The 18,592-nt window shown below is 39.8% G+C and carries 28 protein-coding genes; 9 read left to right on the forward strand and 19 right to left on the reverse strand.

The window, feature by feature from the left end; genetic code table 11:
* The first annotated feature begins 10 nt into the window (after positions 1-10).
* Both plsY and EV579_RS00345 read left to right on the forward strand, forming a co-directional pair.
* A complete protein-coding gene (gene plsY / locus EV579_RS00340; protein ID WP_024425146.1) occupies positions 11-592 on the forward strand; it encodes a glycerol-3-phosphate 1-O-acyltransferase PlsY in 582 nt (193 codons plus the stop codon).
* Between the two features lie 97 nt (positions 593-689).
* On the forward strand, positions 690-977 hold the full coding sequence (locus EV579_RS00345) for a HesB/YadR/YfhF family protein (protein ID WP_024425145.1): 288 nt from the start codon (positions 690-692) through the stop codon (positions 975-977).
* A 39-nt stretch (positions 978-1,016) separates the two neighbouring features.
* On the opposite strand, the gene EV579_RS00350 is transcribed toward EV579_RS00345, so the two are convergent.
* From EV579_RS00350 to acnA, 7 genes are all read right to left on the reverse strand, one after another.
* Positions 1,017-1,328, reverse strand: a complete 312-nt coding sequence (locus EV579_RS00350) for a hypothetical protein (protein ID WP_024425144.1) — start codon at positions 1,326-1,328, stop codon at positions 1,017-1,019.
* A gap of 3 nt (positions 1,329-1,331) precedes the next feature.
* A complete protein-coding gene (locus EV579_RS00355; RefSeq protein ID WP_024425143.1) occupies positions 1,332-1,754 on the reverse strand; it encodes an acyl-CoA thioesterase in 423 nt (140 codons plus the stop codon).
* Positions 1,755-1,861: 107 nt separating this feature from the next.
* On the reverse strand, positions 1,862-2,104 hold the full coding sequence (gene tlp / locus EV579_RS00360) for a small acid-soluble spore protein Tlp (RefSeq protein ID WP_133743779.1): 243 nt from the start codon (positions 2,102-2,104) through the stop codon (positions 1,862-1,864).
* A gap of 14 nt (positions 2,105-2,118) precedes the next feature.
* Positions 2,119-2,262: an acid-soluble spore protein N gene (locus EV579_RS00365; RefSeq protein WP_008357830.1), complete on the reverse strand. Its 144-nt coding sequence runs from the start codon at positions 2,260-2,262 to the stop codon at positions 2,119-2,121.
* A gap of 51 nt (positions 2,263-2,313) precedes the next feature.
* Complete coding sequence (locus tag EV579_RS00370; RefSeq protein WP_003211002.1) at positions 2,314-2,439, reverse strand: FbpB family small basic protein; 126 nt, start codon at positions 2,437-2,439, stop codon at positions 2,314-2,316.
* A gap of 73 nt (positions 2,440-2,512) precedes the next feature.
* Entirely contained in the window at positions 2,513-3,016 is a 504-nt protein-coding gene (locus EV579_RS00375; RefSeq protein WP_024425141.1) for a TlpA family protein disulfide reductase, read from the reverse strand.
* 66 nt (positions 3,017-3,082) lie between these two features.
* Entirely contained in the window at positions 3,083-5,812 is a 2,730-nt protein-coding gene (acnA, locus tag EV579_RS00380; RefSeq protein ID WP_024425140.1) for an aconitate hydratase AcnA, read from the reverse strand.
* 220 nt (positions 5,813-6,032) lie between these two features.
* Between acnA and sspO the strand changes: the two genes are divergently transcribed.
* The 4 genes from sspO to EV579_RS00400 all read left to right on the forward strand — a co-directional run bounded on the left by sspO (position 6,033) and on the right by EV579_RS00400 (position 7,537).
* On the forward strand, positions 6,033-6,179 hold the full coding sequence (gene sspO / locus EV579_RS00385) for a small acid-soluble spore protein O (protein ID WP_024425139.1): 147 nt from the start codon (positions 6,033-6,035) through the stop codon (positions 6,177-6,179).
* Between the two features lie 16 nt (positions 6,180-6,195).
* The gene (locus tag EV579_RS00390; protein WP_003211331.1) at positions 6,196-6,342 is read left to right on the forward strand and encodes a small acid-soluble spore protein P; all 147 of its coding nucleotides are present in this window, start codon (positions 6,196-6,198) and stop codon (positions 6,340-6,342) included.
* Positions 6,343-6,444: 102 nt separating this feature from the next.
* Entirely contained in the window at positions 6,445-6,846 is a 402-nt protein-coding gene (locus EV579_RS00395; RefSeq protein ID WP_024425138.1) for an Hsp20/alpha crystallin family protein, read from the forward strand.
* Between the two features lie 262 nt (positions 6,847-7,108).
* Positions 7,109-7,537: a DUF2621 domain-containing protein gene (locus EV579_RS00400; RefSeq protein WP_024427086.1), complete on the forward strand. Its 429-nt coding sequence runs from the start codon at positions 7,109-7,111 to the stop codon at positions 7,535-7,537.
* 20 nt (positions 7,538-7,557) lie between these two features.
* Here EV579_RS00400 and EV579_RS00405 read toward each other — a convergent pair whose 3' ends face one another.
* Both EV579_RS00405 and EV579_RS00410 read right to left on the reverse strand, forming a co-directional pair.
* Complete coding sequence (locus EV579_RS00405) at positions 7,558-8,040, reverse strand: CcdC family protein (protein WP_073205729.1); 483 nt, start codon at positions 8,038-8,040, stop codon at positions 7,558-7,560.
* Between the two features lie 94 nt (positions 8,041-8,134).
* Complete coding sequence (locus tag EV579_RS00410; protein ID WP_024425135.1) at positions 8,135-8,842, reverse strand: cytochrome c biogenesis CcdA family protein; 708 nt, start codon at positions 8,840-8,842, stop codon at positions 8,135-8,137.
* A 208-nt stretch (positions 8,843-9,050) separates the two neighbouring features.
* Here EV579_RS00410 and EV579_RS00415 point away from each other — a divergent pair, with 208 nt between their 5' ends.
* Complete coding sequence (locus EV579_RS00415) at positions 9,051-9,224, forward strand: aspartyl-phosphate phosphatase Spo0E family protein (RefSeq protein ID WP_369810454.1); 174 nt, start codon at positions 9,051-9,053, stop codon at positions 9,222-9,224.
* A 261-nt stretch (positions 9,225-9,485) separates the two neighbouring features.
* Here EV579_RS00415 and EV579_RS00420 read toward each other — a convergent pair whose 3' ends face one another.
* The 6 genes from EV579_RS00420 to yneA all read right to left on the reverse strand — a co-directional run bounded on the left by EV579_RS00420 (position 9,486) and on the right by yneA (position 13,902).
* Entirely contained in the window at positions 9,486-9,704 is a 219-nt protein-coding gene (locus EV579_RS00420; protein WP_003212379.1) for a YneF family protein, read from the reverse strand.
* Between the two features lie 84 nt (positions 9,705-9,788).
* Positions 9,789-10,235 carry a sporulation inhibitor of replication protein SirA gene (gene sirA, locus EV579_RS00425; protein WP_024425134.1) on the reverse strand — a complete coding sequence of 149 codons (447 nt, stop codon included), beginning with the start codon at positions 10,233-10,235 and terminating at the stop codon, positions 9,789-9,791.
* A 198-nt stretch (positions 10,236-10,433) separates the two neighbouring features.
* Positions 10,434-12,437, reverse strand: a complete 2,004-nt coding sequence (gene tkt / locus EV579_RS00430; protein WP_024425133.1) for a transketolase — start codon at positions 12,435-12,437, stop codon at positions 10,434-10,436.
* Between the two features lie 187 nt (positions 12,438-12,624).
* Positions 12,625-12,855 (reverse strand): DUF896 domain-containing protein, encoded by a 231-nt coding sequence (locus tag EV579_RS00435; RefSeq protein WP_024425132.1) that lies wholly within the window; start codon positions 12,853-12,855, stop codon positions 12,625-12,627.
* A 46-nt stretch (positions 12,856-12,901) separates the two neighbouring features.
* A complete protein-coding gene (locus tag EV579_RS00440) occupies positions 12,902-13,573 on the reverse strand; it encodes a YneB family resolvase-like protein (RefSeq protein WP_133743780.1) in 672 nt (223 codons plus the stop codon).
* Between the two features lie 17 nt (positions 13,574-13,590).
* Positions 13,591-13,902 carry a cell division suppressor protein YneA gene (gene yneA / locus EV579_RS00445; protein ID WP_024425130.1) on the reverse strand — a complete coding sequence of 104 codons (312 nt, stop codon included), beginning with the start codon at positions 13,900-13,902 and terminating at the stop codon, positions 13,591-13,593.
* Positions 13,903-14,060: 158 nt separating this feature from the next.
* Between yneA and lexA the strand changes: the two genes are divergently transcribed.
* Positions 14,061-14,681: a transcriptional repressor LexA gene (lexA, locus tag EV579_RS00450; RefSeq protein ID WP_024425129.1), complete on the forward strand. Its 621-nt coding sequence runs from the start codon at positions 14,061-14,063 to the stop codon at positions 14,679-14,681.
* A gap of 44 nt (positions 14,682-14,725) precedes the next feature.
* Here the strand turns inward: lexA and EV579_RS00455 are convergent, their stop codons facing one another.
* Positions 14,726-15,175: a hypothetical protein gene (locus EV579_RS00455; protein WP_073205718.1), complete on the reverse strand. Its 450-nt coding sequence runs from the start codon at positions 15,173-15,175 to the stop codon at positions 14,726-14,728.
* 294 nt (positions 15,176-15,469) lie between these two features.
* On the opposite strand from EV579_RS00455, the gene EV579_RS00460 reads away from it, so the two are divergent.
* Positions 15,470-16,012 (forward strand): IseA DL-endopeptidase inhibitor family protein, encoded by a 543-nt coding sequence (locus EV579_RS00460; protein ID WP_041109224.1) that lies wholly within the window; start codon positions 15,470-15,472, stop codon positions 16,010-16,012.
* Between the two features lie 33 nt (positions 16,013-16,045).
* On the opposite strand, the gene EV579_RS00465 is transcribed toward EV579_RS00460, so the two are convergent.
* The 3 genes from EV579_RS00465 to EV579_RS00475 form a co-directional block, all read right to left on the reverse strand.
* On the reverse strand, positions 16,046-16,894 hold the full coding sequence (locus tag EV579_RS00465; RefSeq protein WP_133743781.1) for an STAS domain-containing protein: 849 nt from the start codon (positions 16,892-16,894) through the stop codon (positions 16,046-16,048).
* A gap of 145 nt (positions 16,895-17,039) precedes the next feature.
* Positions 17,040-17,420, reverse strand: coding sequence for a NucA/NucB deoxyribonuclease domain-containing protein (locus EV579_RS00470; protein ID WP_243837381.1), 381 nt, complete (start codon positions 17,418-17,420; stop codon positions 17,040-17,042).
* Between the two features lie 258 nt (positions 17,421-17,678).
* Positions 17,679-18,587, reverse strand: a complete 909-nt coding sequence (locus EV579_RS00475) for a trypsin-like serine peptidase (protein ID WP_133743783.1) — start codon at positions 18,585-18,587, stop codon at positions 17,679-17,681.
* Between the last annotated feature and the right edge of the window lie 5 nt (positions 18,588-18,592).

An 18,592-nucleotide genomic window follows, 5' to 3' on the forward strand; every position in this document is an offset into this window, starting at 1 on the left:
AGTTATGCAGATGTTAATTGCTTTGATGTTTATTTTGGCTTATCTTCTCGGCAGTATTCCATCCGGTCTCATTGTCGGGAAAGCTGCAAAGGGTATCGATATCCGTGAACATGGCAGCGGAAACCTAGGTGCGACGAATGCATTTCGTACACTTGGCGTAAAAGCAGGGTCTATTGTGATTACTGCTGATATCCTAAAAGGGACGCTTGCTTCAGCTTTACCGTTTTTCATGCAGCTGGACATCCATCCCTTATTAGCAGGAGTTGCTGCTGTTATCGGTCACAGCTTTCCTGTCTTTGCAAAATTTAAAGGGGGAAAGGCAGTCGCTACATCAGGCGGTGTGCTGCTATTTTATGCCCCATTCCTATTTATCACGATGATCGCTGCTTTTTTCTTATTTTTATACATTAGTAAATATGTTTCACTATCATCTATGCTGACCGGGATCTATACATTCATTTACAGCATATTCACCAAAGACCTATTCTTAATCATTGTTGTTGCCGTTCTTGCTGGCTTTGTGATCTACAGACACATCGCCAACCTCAAACGAATTCTCAACAAAACTGAACCGAAAATCAAATGGCTCTAGCTGTTTCATCCATTTAAATATGTGGTAAAAGTAAAGAAAAGCTGTTTTTGCATCCTGTATTTTAAAAACAGCATGACTTCAAAAAGGGGCGATCACATTGAAATTAACGATAAAAGAAGATGCACTCAATTGGTACAAGGATGAATTAGATTTAGAAAAAGGTGATCAAGTTCGCTTTTTTGTGAGATATGGCGGGTGCAGTAATGTACAAAAAGGCTTTTCTCTCGGCGTCGCAAAAGATGAACCTCAAAATGCCGGCGCAACCGCTGAAATAGAAGGTATTACTTTCTTTATTGAGGAAAGTGATATTTGGTACTTTGACAACCATGATCTGCATATTGATTATAACGAGTCCGTGAAAGAACCAGAATTTCATTATGAATAAACAAAAAAGATACCTCATCCCTCGGGTATCTTTTTTGTTTTACACTTCAATATACAGCCCATACTCCTGAATGTTCCCTAAAGATCGTTCCTTTTGCAGAATTCTTTTTTGCGGCTCACCGATCAAGTCAAAATGAGGAAACCCTGCGCGGTCATGAATCCATTCTTTTTTTAGTCCATGTCTTTCTCCCCACTCAACTAACCGCTTCATATCCTGACAGGCTGCTTTTGTGACAGTATTGGCATTTGGAAAACGGTCATCGAGCCAGTAGTGTGTTAAAAAAGCAACTTTTCCTTGCTGGACAGCTGATTTCCAAGCGTTTAAATCGCTTCGTTTAATACCAAAAGCCATAAATTAAACCTGCTTCTTCGACTGTTCATATACTTTATGCCAGGCAGGAAAGGCTTTTCTAAATTGAATAGGTCTAAAGGTGTCTTTATCCACACATATATGTGAGGTTGTCCCTGTAATCGCTGTTTGTCCATCAGGTTTTTGAATTTCATAGCCATACACCGTTTTGACACCATTATATTCTTCAATCCATGTATGAACGGTTGCTGTTTCACCATACAGCAATGGTTTTTTATATTGAACCTGCAAGTCTATCACAGGTGCAAGAGCACCATCTGCTTCTAGCTGCGCATAGGAAAACCCTAATTCTTTAATCAATGCTGTTCTGCCGACTTCCATCCAAATTAAATAATTGGCATGATACACGATGCCCATTTGATCTGTTTCTGCATAACGGACTTCTATTTCTTTTTTGGATACATACACGTTTTCATCGCTCTCCTATCAAAACCTAAGGTCTGTCTCTGCCATTTTACCACATTCCAAATGGTTCTTCTAAAAAGAGGCAATAAAATAAACCAGGAATCCCTGGTTTATTCGGTATAGCCATTCTTTCTTGCCGCTTCTTCGTCCTTGATCTCAGAACGCATCGCGTCAATACTCATTTTGCGGTTTTCGTTTTTTTGTTTGATCATTTGCTTTTCTGTCTCTGTTGAAACGGACATCGCTGCTTCAGATTCATCGATATTGTCAAGTGTGTTCTCGATCATATCTTGCAGCTTTTCAACATTATCAGAACGATCATCTAGATTGGATTGATAGGACTCGTTATTCATGATGATTCCCCTCCTTATTCGCCCTTCGTCTGTATCACATCAGGCTGTTCATTTGATTTATTATGCATCTTTTTACCTTTATTCCGTTTGTATGCTACAGGTTTTGTCCCTAAATGGTCTGGTGTAAACTGCGCTTGTTTATCATGCTCTCTACCCATTATTCATCCCTCCCTCTTCTTTAGGATGAACGAAAACGGATAATTCATAACTTATTTCTGTCTAAATCGCTCTTCCAACTTTTCTTCAAGCTGGTTTAAAAATTCCTCATTGCTTAATAATTCTTTTTTATTTTCAAGCACAAGCTCTTCAAATGTGCGTCGTTTTCTTCTTCTCATTCCACTCACCTCCATATATGTATGATTACATTTTCGCCAAAACATTTAGAAAATAAGCAAAAGAGCTGAATCATTATAGATCCAGCTCTTTTTCAATTTCTTTTTTTGTCAGCATTTGATGCTTCACAGACATGATGCGTCCTTTTTCATCTAATATGTATGTCGTTGGGTATGAAAGCACCTGATATCTTGCTTGAATGCCTTTTTGGTCCAATAAAACAGGAAAGCTCACCTTTAATTCTTTTGTGAATGCTGCCACATGATCCACACTCTTTTCAGTGGTCGTTAAATTCACCGCTAGTACTTCAACTTGGTCATTTTCGCTCCTAATTGCGTCTAAATCCGGCATTTCCGTCCTGCACGGCTTACACCATGTCGCCCAGAAATTGACGAGCACCTTTTTCCCTCGGTAATCAGATAACGAGGCGGTTTTGCCGTCAAGGGTTTTCAGTTCAAAATCAGGGGCTTGATCCCCTTTTTCAAGACCGATTGCGGGCTCTTTTGGCCCAAATAAATTCCACGCAAGTAAACCAATCAACACAAGTAAAACAGCGCTTGCCATTCCTTTTTTCCACATGATTGATCCTCCACTATTTTAAAAAAGAAGAGAAAGCTGTTGGATCGCCTTCTCTTCTTTGCTGTATTAGTTGCTTGCCAATTTTTCGCGAAGTACCATTTGAAGGATACCGCCATGACGATAGTAGTCAATTTCGACTTCACTGTCAAAGCGAACCACCACTTCAAACGTTTTCTCGTTTCCATCTGTGTCAATTGCTTTCACAGTGACGAGATCACGTGGACGAACTGTTTCGTCAACATGAACTTCAAATGTTTCTGTTCCTGTTAGACCATGAGTTTCTGCACTTTCTCCATCTTTAAACTGCAGAGGAAGTACGCCCATGAAGACAAGGTTACTTCTGTGGATACGCTCAAAGCTTTCAGCTAGAACAAATTTAATTCCAAGAAGGTTTGTTCCTTTAGCAGCCCAGTCACGTGAAGAACCCATTCCGTAGTCTTTACCTGCTAAGATCGCAAGACCTGTTCCATCCTCTTTATAACGCATGCATGCATCATAAATCGATGTCACTTCACCAGTTGGCCAGTAAGTTGTATAACCGCCTTCTGTTCCTGGTGCAATTTGGTTCTTAATACGGATGTTTGCAAAAGTACCTCTCATCATGACATGGTGGTTACCACGGCGAGATCCATATGAGTTAAAGTCTCTAGGCGATACGCCTCTTTCTTGCAAGTATTTGCCCGCCGGTGTGTCCTTACCAATCGCTCCAGCAGGAGAAATATGGTCAGTTGTGACAGAGTCACCGAACTTCGCAACGACGCGCAAGCCTTTAAGCGGTTCAACTTTACCAGGTTCAACTGATAGGTTTTCAAAGAATGGCGGGTTATCAATGTATGTGGAATTTTCATCCCATTTATACAATGCATCATCCGTCGTTTTAATTTGATTCCAGCGGTCATTGTTGTCAAAAACAGTTTCATACTCTGAACGGAATAGCTCAGGTGTGACAGTGCTTTTAACGACGCTGTTGATTTCATCCATTGATGGCCAAATGTCATTGAAATAAACGTTCTCGCCATTTTTATCGACACCGATAGGATCTTTTGTTAAATCAATATTCACCGTACCAGCAAGTGCATAAGCCACAACTAATGGTGGAGATGCAAGGTAGTTCCCTTTCACAAGCGGATGAATACGACCTTCAAAGTTACGGTTACCTGATAAAACAGAAGTGATCAGCAGATCATTTTCAGAGACTGCATCTTCAATTTCTTTCTCAAGCGGTCCGGAGTTTCCGATACATGTTGTACAGCCATATCCAACAATGTTAAATCCAAGGTCTTTTAAATATGGAAGAAGTCCCGAATTCACAAGGTACCCTGTTACAACTTTAGAACCCGGTGCTAGTGACGTTTTCACGTAGTTTGGCACTTTCATACCAAGCTCACTTGCTTTCTTCGCAACAAGACCTGCTCCGATTAACACGTACGGGTTCGATGTATTCGTACAGCTCGTAATCGCTGCAATCGCAATCGCACCTGTCTTCATCACAGCTTTTTCACCGTTTGCAAGATCAAATTCGATTTGTTTATCAAGCTCTGATTTATCTAAGCCAAACCCTTGGTTACCAGCTGGGCTTTCGATGTGTTTATGGAACGTCTCTTTCATTTGAGAAAGTGGAATCAAATCTTGTGGACGTTTAGGACCAGATAAGTTTGACTCAATTTTAGAAAGATCAATTTCCACAACATCAGTAAAAATTGGTTCTTCTGCATCTGGCGTATAGAATAAACCATTTGCACGAGAATATTCTTCAACGATATTAATTTGCTCTTCATCACGTCCAGTAAGGCGCAGGTAAGCAAGCGCTTCTTCATCTACTGGGAAGAATCCGCAAGTAGCACCGTATTCTGGCGCCATGTTCGCAATGGTTGCACGATCTGCTAACGGCAATTGTGCAACACCAGGTCCGAAGAACTCAACGAACTTGTTCACTACGCCTTTTTCACGAAGGACTTGTGTAACTTTTAATGCAAGGTCAGTTGCAGTTGTTCCGTTTGGAAGCTCTCCAACTAATTTAGCACCAATCACTTCTGGTACTGGGAAGTATGAAGGCTGACCAAGCATACCAGCTTCCGCTTCGATACCGCCAACGCCCCATCCAAGTACACCGATACCGTTAATCATCGTTGTATGAGAGTCAGTTCCAACTAATGTATCTGGGTAAGTGATGATCTCGCCATCTTCTTCAATCGCATGAACAACACTTGCAAGATACTCTAAGTTCACTTGGTGAACAATTCCTGTTGCAGGCGGAACAGCTTGGTAATTGTTAAACGCTTTCTTTGCCCAGCTAAGGAAGTTATAACGCTCTGCGTTACGTTCGAATTCTAAATCCATGTTAATGTTTAATGCATCTTCAGTTCCAGCTTTATCAACTTGTACTGAGTGGTCAATCACAAGGTCAACTGGAATTTCAGGGTTGATTTTATCCGGGTCTCCGCCTACATCTGCCATTGCTTTTCTTAAAGAAGCAAGGTCAACGACTGCTGGTACACCCGTGAAGTCTTGTAAAATAACACGAGAAGGTTTAAACGGAACATCAATTTCTTTTACCTCGGCAGTTCCCCATTTTGCCAAGTTTTCAACGTGTTCCTTCTTGATCACTCTACCGTCTACTTGGCGAAGCACTGATTCTAAAAGTACCTTAATGGAATAAGGCAGCTTAGAAACATTTCCGATTCCTTGTTTCTCTAGTGCTTCTAACGAATAATAGTGATACGTTTTCCCATTTGTCGAAAACGTTTTTCTAGATTGAAAAGCGTCTTGTTTAGCGACTTGCTGCTGTTTCGACATGTCCAAAATCCCCCTTTTGATGATCAAGATCAATTTCAATTCTCAGAAAAATCGTCGTATTTCACCACAATTTTCTCACAATTTCATCTTAAAACAAATTCATACATAAGTAAATAACAATGCTTTTATTAAATTCAATAAGTTTAACTTATCATTAGGAAATGATTACTCTTCATAAACGAAGCGGTGCGGGCTCATACTACAAATGAGGTGATAGAACATGACAAAACGCAAAGCGAATCATGTCATGAATGGCATGAACGCAGCCAAAAGCCAAGGTAATGGCGCAGGCTATACGGAAGATGATCAGCTCGTTTTAACAGAAGAACAAAGGCAAAACAATAAAAAACGTAAAAAGAATCAATAAGAAGGAGCCAAACATCATGACGAATAAAAACACAGGGAAAGACATCCGTCAAAACTCTCCTAAGGAGCATCAAGGCGGTCAGCCTGAGCCGTTATCAGGCAGTAAAAAAGTGAAAAACCGCAACCATACAAGGCAAAAGCACAATTCTCATCATGATATGTAATGATCCCCCTCTCATCCCGTGACCACACGGGATGTTTTAGGTCTTTCACACATTTCCATTTTCATCATATGATTTATTATGAGATGTGATGGAGGAGTGTTTATGGAGAATGAAAAGCAATCGAATTCCTCTGATTTTATTGAAATAGATGATTGGCTTAATGTTTTAATGGATGATCCATTTGCCTGGTATGATGAACACCTCCCAATTGATCTTTATGAAACAAGCCGTGATTATATTATCGAAATCGATGTCTCCACCTTATCGATCACTGATGTAAAGCTCACCTTCGCTGGACATGAGCTGACGTTGACTTACACAGTACAGCATCCAAATGGTGAAGGCGAACAGCCAATTGAAAAAAGCGTGATGCTCCCTTTTTATTTAAACGACAAAGACATTGAAACAGATTATGAAAACCGAATCATATCGATAAAAATTAAAAAATGTTCCGACCATCCAAACGGTGCATTTTCCTTTCAAATCCCGCACTTCAAACATTAAGAGCCCACCTTTATATAGGTGGGCTCTCTTCCCGTTCGTTTCAAGTCAATACCTTTTGCGAACCACCATGGCCAAATAGTAGAGTCGCTATATGATAAAGTATTCTTTTTCTACTAATTGGTTTAGGTCATTCTAGTAAATGGGCGGCAATCAATGAAAAAGGGCGTTTATAGAGATAATAGACATACATTTTTGTTATTTTCTTCTATCCTCTCTTCATGTAATATAAAATAGAGAGATAAGGGGTATAAGGAGTGAGAACATGTTAAGCGGCTGGTTTTTGTGGTTCATTTTATTTTGGGGTACAGTGATGATCGGATTACTCGCAATCGGTGGCTTTTTTATGTTTCGTAAATTTTTAAAACGATTGCCAAAGGAAGATGGGAAATCAGAGCTTGATTGGCAGGATGAATATATTCAAAAGAGCCTTCACCTATGGCGGGATGAGGACAAACAGCTGTTAAATGAACTCGTATTACCTGTTCCAGAGCTGTTTAGAGATGTTGCCAAAGAGAAAATTGCGGGTAAAATTGGCGAGCTGGCATTAAAAGAACAGGCTGCCAGCATTAATTTAGACTTAATCATTCGCGGCTACATTATGGCCACACCAAAGCGGGATCATAAGTTTTTACTAAAGCGCCTTCAAGAAAAAAATATTGATCACTCGCCATATGAATCGTTATTAAAATAACCTCCTTTAAAAAAGGAGGTTTAATTCATTTGAATCTGCTGCGGATCTAATTGTTTAGACAGCTTTCTAAACGATAAATACATGGCAACCCGCCAAGGCACGATCATGCCAAAGGCAAGAATCCAAAACATCCCGCTTAATGAACCATAATCAATAGAAGAACTTAGGATGGTTTTCATCCCGATACGAAGGATAAGAAGTCCAATGAGAATGAACACAAATGCTTTTGACCGTTTTAAGTAGATGTCATTGCCTCTAATTTCAAACTTCGATGTTTTGATTAAAAATATGGAGAAAAACATCCCTACTGTGATCGCTTCTAGAAATTCAGCTCCAGTTACCCGAAACATAGGAACAAAAAACATCAATGCGCCAGTGCTCATGAAAATAGGAGGTAAAATAATTTTTTTCGCAGTTGCAGGTTTTGCAGATGACTTAATGCGAATAAACATGACGGCCACCGCCATACATACCGCAATTATAGAAGAGATCAAGATCATCATATCAAATCATTCCTTTATTCTTTAAGGTCAGCCTATGTATAATATACTCCAATTGACGAAAAAAAACCATTCGCCGCGACTGTAGAAAACGATTTCAAAAGCCTGTAAAGCCACCAAACAATGATGAGAACATGATGATAATCCATGTCAGAAGATCAAAGAACAGCAAAATCCCTACCACAATCATAATGATTCCGCCAATTCGCATGATGAGCTGCTGACGTTTTCTGATCCACGCCATTTTTGTAATGAAAAAGGAAAGAATAAAAAACGGGACGGCAAAGCCCAATATATACGCAATCATATACATGACCGCCGACTCAGGATTGTTACTCGCCAGTGTGATGACAGCGGATAAAATAGGTCCTGTACAAGGTGTCCATCCAGCGGCAAAGCCCATTCCGATGAGGATGGATCCAAAAAAACCAGCAGGACGATTTTTGAACTGGATTCTCTTTTCGCCCATGAGGAAAGAGGGCTTAAATACCCCAAGAGTCATAAAACCAAAGAAAATAATGAGGATGGCTCCAATTTGACGAATCGCTTGATGATAATCATTAAAAAACTTCCCGACAAACGATGTCCCAAAGCCAATCGCAATAAATATAATAGAGAACCCAACTAAAAAGAATAATGTATGAAGCAGACTTCTTCTTCTCAGCATCACCTTCTCGGATTTCACTTCATCTATACTAACGCCCGTAATATACGATAAAAACGCTGGATAAAGCGGCAGACAGCACGGTGAAATAAAAGAAAGAAATCCTGCTCCAAATGCTAAAAAGTAATTCAAATCTGTCAAAAGAACACCCCCTTCTTACAATATACAATAAGAGATGACAAAATCATTTCATTTTTTTTACATCACCTCAATAAAGATGGTCTATTCTCTTAAAACCTTATATAATTTAATTTGACATCAAGATAATGAATCCTTTAAATTTGAAAATAAACCTTAAAATGGATATAATAGAATCGATTCTTTTTATCAAGATTTGCATGAAAGGAACATGACTTTGGTAAAAACATCATTATTAACTCAAATCGAAGAAAAAAGAGAAGAGCTGATGAAAGTTGTCTTGCATAATGGGATGACATCAACAGTGACCATCGAACATAGCCAGCAGCTAGATCATCTCCTCTTACAATATCAACGACACTTACACTCAAACTCAGCCAACTAATCATACTTCATGATATCAAACATGCCGCACCATTTTTAGAACAGTTGATATGTGTGACCATAAACGAAACAAAAACCTCTGACATAGGGGTTTTTTGTTTTTCACATGCTCTTGACGCCATAATAAAAACCACCTTCCCTGCTTCATTCATGCAAGTACAGTGGTTTTAAGCGTCTGATGAAGGTGAATTGAATAAAGAAAGGACAACGCTTGTCCATTCTTTAAAACCATGTTCCATCTATGATCATAATATCGTACGTATTATTTCGCTTGGTTGTTCATGGCTTTCATCATTTGATTGATTTTCTTCTGGGACGGTTTCATGCCCATTTGCATCATCATCATTCGAAGCATTTGTTCATTAATCGGTGGATTCTTTTTCAAATAGCTCATCATATACTTACGAGCAATAAAGAATCCGAGTGCAACTCCTGCAAGCAGTGCAACAACGCCTACAAGGATGACAACCCATAAATCCATAATTCTTCCTCCTTCATGTTGTCTCGTATAAAGTGTACTAAACAAAAGGCTATTATACAACATTTCACGTTCAATTTTATTTTTTTAAACAAAATTCCTCACTTTTACTGGATTAAGCCACCCGTGCTTCTTTGAACTAAAGTCCATCGCAAGAAAACAAGGGCTGATTTTTCTCAGCACTTCAAAAAACACCGCTTCTGCCTCATAACTACCAGTCGCAGACATTTGGATATACCGGTCTTTAATAATAAATGCTGCGGTTCCTTTTCCATCTGGTAAGGAAGCGCTGTAAATCGAGCCTATTTGTGTATAGTGAATGTTCGTTAAGTTATTCATGAGACGCTGGTGCATATGAAAAGCAGGGATTCGTTTCGTCACATAATCCACTTGCTTCACAAGCATAACTAACTCATCGTCAGTGCGGTTCGTCCAGTGTAATGATTCAAACAAATGAAACAAAATCGATTCTCTGCCAAAATAGTGATGTGCAAATTCATCCTCAATCCAATAAATATAATAATGGCGTTCCATGTCTATCCCTTCCTTTCACATTTCGTCAATCTCATTTATTGCTTGTATTATACAAAAATGTGAAAGAAAGAATTGTCTATATATGAAGCAAGAAGAAACTAGTTTTGTCAAAAAAACAAGAAAAAAGAAAAAAGTTTGCAGAGCGGATGAAAATGCTCTGCAAACAGATAGCAAAAAAGCATGATGCTTGGAGTTCGTTTATTTATTCAGCTTCGCTTTCACTCGGCTGACTACATTGCTGACAGTAAATCCGTATTTCTCGATAATGGTTTCACCTGGAGCAGAAGCACCAAATTTATCAATTGCAATCACGTCACCATCAAGGCCAGTGTAACGCTCCCAGCCAAGTGAAGCACCCATTTCAATCGCAATACGTGCACGTACTGCTTTAGGAAGAACAGATTCTTTGTATTCGTCTGACTGCTGATCGAAGCGATCCCATGCAGGAAGGCTGACAACAGATGCGCGGATACCCTCTTTTTCAAGTGCCTTTTGTGCTTCAATGGCTAAACCAACCTCAGATCCTGAAGCGAGAAGAAGTGCTTCTGGCTGTGCATCAGCTGCTTCAACCACAACGTATCCACCTTTTTCTACTCCCTCATATGCCTTCTCTGGTGCCTGATCAATCGTTGGAAGGTTTTGACGAGTAAGAACTAGTGCTGTCGGTTTATCCGTTGAAGATACAGCTAGTTTCCACGCTGCAGCTGTTTCATTTCCATCTGCTGGGCGGATAACGGAAAGGTTAGGCATCGCACGCAGTGAAGCAAGCTGTTCAACCGGTTCATGCGTCGGACCATCTTCACCAACAGCGATACTATCATGAGTAAAGACGTAAGTGACTGGAAGTCCCATTAAGGCAGCAAGACGAATTGCTGGTCTTAAGTAATCTGAGAAAACAAAGAACGTTCCGCCGAATACACGAAGACCGCCGTGAAGTGCCATACCATTGAGCGCTGCACCCATTGCAAACTCTCTGACACCGAACCAAATGTTTTTGCCGGCATAATTATTTTTACCGAAATCATCTGTGTTTTTAATCGTTGTTTTATTTGATCCAGCAAGGTCAGCAGACCCACCAATAAAGAAAGGTACTTGCTTCGCAATGCCATTTAACACTTCGCCTGAAGATGCGCGGGAGGCAAGGCTTGAACCTGCTTCATAAACAGGAACCTCTTGATCCCAATTTTCAGGAAGCTTTCCTTCAATCGCAAGCTTCAGCTGTGCTGCCAGCTCTGGATATTCTTTTTCGTATTGCGCAAACAGCTCATTCCACGCTGCTTCTTTTTTCTGACCAGCGTCTTTGACAGCTTCTTTGAAATGATCGTACACTTCAGAAGGTACATGGAAATCTTCTTCAAACGTCCAAGAGTAAGCTTCCTTCGTCAGCTTTGCTTCCTCACTGCCAAGCGGTGCACCATGCACACCAGACGTTCCCGCACGGTTTGGCGATCCGAAACCGATCGTTGTTTTCACTTCGATTAATGTAGGTCTGTCTGTGCTTTGCTTCGCCTTTTCAATAGCAGCTGTTACTTCTTCGATGTTGTTGCCGTCTTTCACGTAAAGAACTTCCCAGTTCATCGCTTCAAAACGATTCTTCACATTTTCAGAGAATGAACGATCTAAATCGCCATCTAAAGAAATGTCATTTGAATCGTAAAGAACGATTAAACGGCCTAAGCCTAAATGACCAGCAAGTGAAGCTGCTTCAGAGGAAATTCCCTCCATTAAGTCTCCATCTCCGCAAATGCTGTATGTATAGTGGTCTACAACATGAAAGTTGTCTTTGTTATACGTTTCCGCAAGATGTCTTTCTGCAAGTGCCATTCCTACTGCCATAGCAATTCCCTGGCCTAGTGGACCCGTTGTCGCGTCTACGCCTTCTGTGTGTCCAAATTCAGGATGTCCAGGTGTTTTGCTTCCCCATTGGCGGAATTGCTTTAAATCGTCAATGCTCAGATTGTATCCGCTTAAATGAAGCATGCTGTATAGAAGCATAGAACCATGGCCCGCAGATAAAACAAAGCGGTCTCTGTTAAACCAATTTGGATTTTGCGGACTTACGTTTAAGTGATTCGTCCATAAAGCGTACGCCATTGGTGCAGCACCCATCGGCATTCCTGGGTGACCGGAATTCGCTTTTTCAATTGCGTCTATGGAGAGAGTACGTATTGTTGCAATAGATTTCAATTCAATCGTTTCCATATAAATCCCCTTCCGTATCTTGTGTACACCATTATCATAAATCTACTGTCCTTTTTTCACAACTATTTCACGCTGAAAAAGAAGGATTTTGTCACATTTAGTTTATCGATCACCTAAAAAGTTATGCAAATATGAAAAAAGACGAGAATATTCTTCCCATCTTTTCAAAATTCAAGAAATCACAGCCTTAATGAAGGTTCTGATCTTTTTCTCTTTTTAATTTTTCTGGTGTAACATCGTTTCCTTCAGGGTCAACGATTTTAACAGTTTTAAGTGTATTTTTCATAGAAGAACGAAAAGCTTTCAAATACTCTTCTCTCAACTGCTTTTGTTCTGTTTTTTCAGCGTCTGATAAACCGGTCTCTTTCGACTTTTTTGAAAGCTCATTTATTCTTGCAAGCTGTTCTTTAGAAATCATGACAAACTCCTTTAAAGCATTTTCTCTACATACTACTAAATATCAATCATTTTGACAACAAATCACGCTTTAGGTGGGTAAGGTCTTTTTCGTATTCCTGATACCTTCTATGCACCGTTGCTTTTGAAATGTCAAAACCTAATGCCTGAAGAGTTGCGGCAATTTCAGCGAACGTCATGTTGTTTTTTCTTAATCGAACAATTTCTGAAATCGGGACTTCAATACGTTCACGGCCAGGTGCATGGTCCTGCTGCCTTAAATTCAGTTCAGGCTGATAACCGCGCTCAACAGCCCTTTTCATCCCCCGCTTGATTTTCAGGTTATGAATTTTCCGTTGGTACTCTTCGACAACTCCTACAATCTCAATGACCATTTCATCTGCTTCTGAAAGCTCAAGCTCTCCTCTATGAAACACACTGTATACCTTTACGTTCTCTTTAAATAGACAATGAAGAAGCGCAATTTTTGCTTGTCCTCTTCCAAGACGTGTTTCATCTTGGATCAGAACGGCATCGATTGACTCTTCCTTCAGTGCAGCAAGCATTTCAAACACACCATCACGATCTAGATCGTATCCACTTGCTTTTTCTGTGATGACTTTGACCACATTCATCTTGTGCATGGCAGCTAAAGCCAGCAGTTCTTCTTCTTGTCTTTTCAGCGAGGTTTCCTGCTCTTCTTTCACAGTGCTTACTCTCGCATAAATGATTGCGTTCATGTCTAAAATCGACCTTTCTACTGTACTGTTGCAAGCTGATATACGACTGGATGCTCTTTTTTGACGGGTATGACAAGAATGTCGCCAGGCTGGATTTCAGTTGAAGCAAGATCATTGTGTTCTGTTACCCAGTCAATAAATGCATTTTTGTCGATTGATTTGCTGTCATTTACTTGATCAGCTAACCCCCAAAGAGTATCACCTGATTGAACCTCTATTTTAACATACTGATTTGAATCATTATGGCTTGTGACTGCAATAAGTGAGAGAAATATGCCAACGATGAATGAGAATACCCCAATAAAAATAATAGATTCTTTTAACCTCATAATGTCATCTCTCCTAATAGAATGTGTGTTCGCTCTTTCTGTCTCTCATTATAAATACGAACAAACGTTTCTGTCAAACGTTTTTTCGAACCTATGTTTGTACTGTTAGGAAAAACATGCTATAATTTCTTTAAAATTGACGTTTTGAGGTGCAAAAGATGACGAAGCTATCAAAAAGACAACTCGATATCCTGAAATTCATCAAAGATGAAGTAAAAAGCAAGGGTTATCCCCCATCCGTCCGTGAAATTGGAGAAGCTGTCGGTCTAGCATCCAGTTCAACGGTCCATGGACATTTAGCTAGACTAGAAACAAAGGGCTTAATTAGAAGAGACCCGACAAAACCTAGAGCGATCGAAGTACTAGATGAAGAGGAAATGAATATTCCAAAGAGTGCTGTAATGAACGTTCCAGTCATCGGAAAAGTAACGGCAGGCCTTCCTATCACAGCTGTTGAGAATGTAGAAGAATACTTCCCTCTTCCAGAGACATTTGCTGCACCAGACGAACAAGTGTTTATGCTTGAAATTATGGGAGAAAGTATGATTGATGCAGGTATTTTGGACAAGGACTATGTCATTGTGCGTCAGCAAAGCACTGCTAACAATGGAGATATTGTGGTCGCCATGACAGAGGAAGATGAAGCGACAGTGAAACGTTTTTATAAAGAAGATACACACTTTAGATTACAGCCAGAGAACCCATCAATGGAACCGATTATTTTACAGAATGTGAGTATACTAGGTAAAGTGATTGGCGTATTTCGAAATATTCATTAAAAAAAGCCGGTATTCATCAGCTGCTGATGAGAACCGGCTTTTTCTTATGCACAAGAATATGCAAGAATACTTGAGCTTGGGAAGGAACCAAATGTAAAGTTCGGCCATATAAAGCCAGTTGTTCGGCCAAAAGGCTGTGAGGAAAGAACGAACATTAAAAATACTTGGCCGTTTCTCAAAAGCACAATTGTCCATCTTCTATTACATCCTGCTGCAAATTGTACAGTTTGATGGCCTCCGCCTACACCTTGCCCAGATATAAACGACTGCATACTTTGAGGATGAGAGAGTGCTTGCTGATACTGCGAAATGATATGCTGCGGCGGTGCTGGCGGTGCTGAGTGTCCGCCTGAACCTTGCCCTGGTAAAGTACCTCCTCCTCCGATTGGAAACCCAGGAAACCCTCCACCTGAAGGAATACCAATAGATGGAAATCCCTGCATCTGTCTATCATATGAGTACCCATTCCACACACCTTCATACGGATGATACATAATAAACACCACTTTCCTTAGACATTCATCACGACAGTATATGTCATAAATAAAAAAGAGTGTTAAATGTCTAAATAGAAATTTTTCCAAAAGACGTTTCGTTCTTCTTTAGAACGGTTAAATAATGATTAAGAAGAAAAATAAAAAAATGAAAACTTTTTGTCTCCCTCAAACGTTATATAATTAGAAACAAAAGAAATAAAAAACATTTAGTTTTAATACTTGTAATATCTCTGTAATTATTGTAACATTTGTAACATAAGAAGTTTTCATTGAGAAAAGGAGGCAATCGCCTTGAAAAAATTATTTGTTTTATTAACTGCTATTATGCTTATGATCTCATTACAAACAACAACATTGGCCGCTTCCAAGAAATCAGCCGCTTTGACAAATAAAGAAGCGTTACATATTGCCCTTGATGCAAGAGAACATTTTTGGAGTGCAATGTCAGGCTACAAAATTAAAGACCATTCTAATGTCAAATTAAAATCATTTACCTATAAAGATATGACGTACAACTATCTTTCTAAAACATTTGATACAAAGAAAAAATTAAACAGCTACCTATCTCAAGTTTTCACTCAAGATGCCATCAAACATGGTTTAAAAGATTATCAGTTCATTGTTCATAAAGGCAAAATGGCTGTTCCAGTCGGTGATGGAGACAACATGCTCAATTGGGAAAAAGCCACACCTAAACTTGTTTCTAAAAAACAAACGGTCCGCACATATGAATTTACTGTCCCAACACTTGATGGACGCAAAGTAAAACGAACTGTTACGTACGAAAAAGTACAAAAAAATTGGAAAGTCACACAAATTGACGCTGTCATCTAAATATAAAAACCAGGCCTTTCATCGGCCTGGTTTTTATATTGAAGAAAATTCAGTCATACGGTCCAGCGCGTGAGCAAGTGATGATGCCGTGCGAAATTCATTAAAAGGAAGCCCGAGCTGCACTGCTGTTTGGGCAATTTCTGGTCTAATCCCTGAAATGGTCGTCTCTACTCCAATTAACCGAAGTGACGTGACAAGATCAAAGATTTGATGAGCCACCATTGTATCAATCATGACCACACCCGATAAATCAATACATAAATGCTGAACACTTTTTTGTGAGCACTGTTTTAGCGTATTTTCTAAAATAATCTTTGCTCTCGCTGTATCAATGTCACCTACTAATGGCAATAACGCAATCTGGTTTTTTAAGACAATTACCGGTGAGCTCAATTCGTAAATCATATCTCTTTGAGCCACGAGTTTTTCGGTTGTATTTTTCACATATTGCTGGATAAACACATGGATTGAAATATTAAACGCTTCGGAAATTAAATCATACCAATAAAAGATGCGGTCTATATCAATTTCATCTTGACGCTGTTTGATAAATTCTTTTAAGTAATGCAGAACCACTCTTTGATTGGACATGTATTCTCTCACGACATAATCTAATGGTGTATTTAAATGCTTTGGGTCACTGGCTAAATCCTCAGACCATTTTTTAAATTCAGTATGTAAATACGTCTTATCTTCAATAATAGCTCGTATAAAATGCTGGTAATAATCTTGATTCTGCCGTTTTAGCTCTGCTATGATGCTGGAATCTGTTGAACGATATATGGAATCTGGATCATCGTCCTCAATTGATTCATACCATGTTTCAGTCAGCTTCTCTGCATGCTGCATAAAAAAATCGTATAATGCACGGTTCTTATCCATAAGCAAATGTCCCTTCACATTTTCTTCTTGTCAGTCTTTGTACCTTATAGATTGATTGTACCACTGAACCTTTTGACCCTGCTAGCTCGAATAGGCTCTGATGATAAACAAAAGAGCCCCCCGCTCTAGGGAGACTCGTTCCGATTTATTTCACAATGAATAATATTCTTTTCCCATCAGGAAACCCGCTGATTTGATGCCCGACCCATGAGCCTGCTCCCCTATTATCAGATGGACTGACATATTGTACGCTTGCGCCTTTTCCTCCCTCAAGACAAACTGCCATTGGCCATTCATCCCGGTCAAAGCCAGGTTTTGTCGGAATTCCTTTTAATGATTCTTGCCTGCGGGCATCTGCTCCATTTCGGTCAATGGTACACACATCTGAATGCCCTTTTCGAATGGCTTCTTGAATATGAGTGCCTGTTTCAGGGTACCTTTCCTTTGGAAATTGAACGACATGATCATATCGATCAGCCCCTTTTGCTGCCTGCTTCTCTCCAAATCCACCTAACAACGTGCCCATCCATATCACAAAACATAAGGCGACAGCAGCGATCCAGCCTTTTCTCATCTTCAAAAGCGCGTGACCTCCTCATCCATCTTAAGCATCATCTTGACTTGAAGGAAATGTGTCATTTTAATGTATGAGTGGTGCGCAGATGACATGAGAAAAAAATGATAAGGCTCTCAATCTCAAATCTCTCAGGTTAGAAATATGAATCCTATCAAATCGATTCATACAAAAAAGCTTGTCCCCTATGAAGGAAACAAGCTCTATTTTTTATTGCGCTTTCGCATAGTTTATAAACTCAACAAAGGCAGCTGTCGCTTTCGGCCCGCCATTTATCGTTCCGTTTGAATACCCAGCGTTATGAACTCCAACGATTTGCTGGTTCTGATCCAGCATGGCAGAACCTGAATTTCCGCTGAATGTATCAATCGTATAGTACGCTAGATTCGTATCTTCTCTCGTCACAGGACCCGACATCTCCCACTGTGACACCTTGCCAGTCGATCTCATTTTATCTCCAGGATATCCTGAGATTTTAATGGTTGTCCCAGTCAAGTTTGTCACCTGGCGGATGGATCGGTAGCCGACCGTATTGCCAATGTTCGTATCGGTTTTAATCACGGCAAAGTCATATTGGCTTGCACCAGTATTAATATACCCGCTTGGCACATAGAACTCCGTCATTTTTGCAGAACCGTTCACCGCAGTACTATCATTCATACCAGGATATACAGTTCCTTTCTCACTATAGCTTCTCGATGCTGTATTGTACACGCAGTGTCCGTTTGTCAAAATTTTGTTAGGAGCAATGAGTGTTCCCGTACAGCTTGAGCCGCCAAATGTAATATAAGCAATCGAATTGTATGGAGCCACTCTTGTATTTGCTACTTTGGTTCTACCATCGTCTCCAATGACGACTTTTGTTTGAAAATCTTTTAAATATTTTGATAGTGGTTTTACTTTTTCGCCAACAGTAGAAGAAAGATCATCCACTTTGTCAAAGGATGAGGGGGCTTTCGTATCATTGTGGAAATCACTTGAAGAAATCACTTTTCCATCAGAAGTCACCATATCATAATCAGACGTTAGTACTGAATCCGATGTGGCATGGGCAAAACTAGGCACACTTAAAGCACCAAAAATGAGAAGAGAAGGGAGTAACATTTTCACCTTTTTCATCATAT

The sequence above is a fragment of the Bacillus sp. BK450 genome (assembly GCF_004364885.1).
GTDB lineage: Bacteria > Bacillota > Bacilli > Bacillales > Bacillaceae > Bacillus > Bacillus safensis.

What these genes read in the sequence shown, in the direction of transcription:
- plsY (WP_024425146.1), top strand. Translation starts at nt 11, where the DNA reads ATGTTAATTGCTTTGATGTTTATTTTGGCTTATCTTCTCGGCAGTATT.
- EV579_RS00350 (WP_024425144.1), bottom strand. Translation starts at nt 1,328, where the DNA reads ATGGCTTTTGGTATTAAACGAAGCGATTTAAACGCTTGGAAATCAGCT.
- tlp (WP_133743779.1), bottom strand. Translation starts at nt 2,104, where the DNA reads ATGAATAACGAGTCCTATCAATCCAATCTAGATGATCGTTCTGATAAT.
- EV579_RS00365 (WP_008357830.1), bottom strand. Translation starts at nt 2,262, where the DNA reads ATGGGTAGAGAGCATGATAAACAAGCGCAGTTTACACCAGACCATTTA.
- EV579_RS00370 (WP_003211002.1), bottom strand. Translation starts at nt 2,439, where the DNA reads ATGAGAAGAAGAAAACGACGCACATTTGAAGAGCTTGTGCTTGAAAAT.
- EV579_RS00375 (WP_024425141.1), bottom strand. Translation starts at nt 3,016, where the DNA reads ATGTGGAAAAAAGGAATGGCAAGCGCTGTTTTACTTGTGTTGATTGGT.
- acnA (WP_024425140.1), bottom strand. Translation starts at nt 5,812, where the DNA reads ATGTCGAAACAGCAGCAAGTCGCTAAACAAGACGCTTTTCAATCTAGA.
- sspO (WP_024425139.1), top strand. Translation starts at nt 6,033, where the DNA reads ATGACAAAACGCAAAGCGAATCATGTCATGAATGGCATGAACGCAGCC.
- EV579_RS00390 (WP_003211331.1), top strand. Translation starts at nt 6,196, where the DNA reads ATGACGAATAAAAACACAGGGAAAGACATCCGTCAAAACTCTCCTAAG.
- EV579_RS00395 (WP_024425138.1), top strand. Translation starts at nt 6,445, where the DNA reads ATGGAGAATGAAAAGCAATCGAATTCCTCTGATTTTATTGAAATAGAT.
- EV579_RS00400 (WP_024427086.1), top strand. Translation starts at nt 7,109, where the DNA reads ATGTTAAGCGGCTGGTTTTTGTGGTTCATTTTATTTTGGGGTACAGTG.
- EV579_RS00405 (WP_073205729.1), bottom strand. Translation starts at nt 8,040, where the DNA reads ATGATGATCTTGATCTCTTCTATAATTGCGGTATGTATGGCGGTGGCC.
- EV579_RS00415 (WP_369810454.1), top strand. Translation starts at nt 9,051, where the DNA reads ATGACTTTGGTAAAAACATCATTATTAACTCAAATCGAAGAAAAAAGA.
- EV579_RS00420 (WP_003212379.1), bottom strand. Translation starts at nt 9,704, where the DNA reads ATGGATTTATGGGTTGTCATCCTTGTAGGCGTTGTTGCACTGCTTGCA.
- sirA (WP_024425134.1), bottom strand. Translation starts at nt 10,235, where the DNA reads ATGGAACGCCATTATTATATTTATTGGATTGAGGATGAATTTGCACAT.
- tkt (WP_024425133.1), bottom strand. Translation starts at nt 12,437, where the DNA reads ATGGAAACGATTGAATTGAAATCTATTGCAACAATACGTACTCTCTCC.
- EV579_RS00435 (WP_024425132.1), bottom strand. Translation starts at nt 12,855, where the DNA reads ATGATTTCTAAAGAACAGCTTGCAAGAATAAATGAGCTTTCAAAAAAG.
- EV579_RS00440 (WP_133743780.1), bottom strand. Translation starts at nt 13,573, where the DNA reads ATGAACGCAATCATTTATGCGAGAGTAAGCACTGTGAAAGAAGAGCAG.
- yneA (WP_024425130.1), bottom strand. Translation starts at nt 13,902, where the DNA reads ATGAGGTTAAAAGAATCTATTATTTTTATTGGGGTATTCTCATTCATC.
- lexA (WP_024425129.1), top strand. Translation starts at nt 14,061, where the DNA reads ATGACGAAGCTATCAAAAAGACAACTCGATATCCTGAAATTCATCAAA.
- EV579_RS00455 (WP_073205718.1), bottom strand. Translation starts at nt 15,175, where the DNA reads ATGTATCATCCGTATGAAGGTGTGTGGAATGGGTACTCATATGATAGA.
- EV579_RS00465 (WP_133743781.1), bottom strand. Translation starts at nt 16,894, where the DNA reads ATGGATAAGAACCGTGCATTATACGATTTTTTTATGCAGCATGCAGAG.
- EV579_RS00470 (WP_243837381.1), bottom strand. Translation starts at nt 17,420, where the DNA reads ATGGGCACGTTGTTAGGTGGATTTGGAGAGAAGCAGGCAGCAAAAGGG.
- EV579_RS00475 (WP_133743783.1), bottom strand. Translation starts at nt 18,587, where the DNA reads ATGAAAAAGGTGAAAATGTTACTCCCTTCTCTTCTCATTTTTGGTGCT.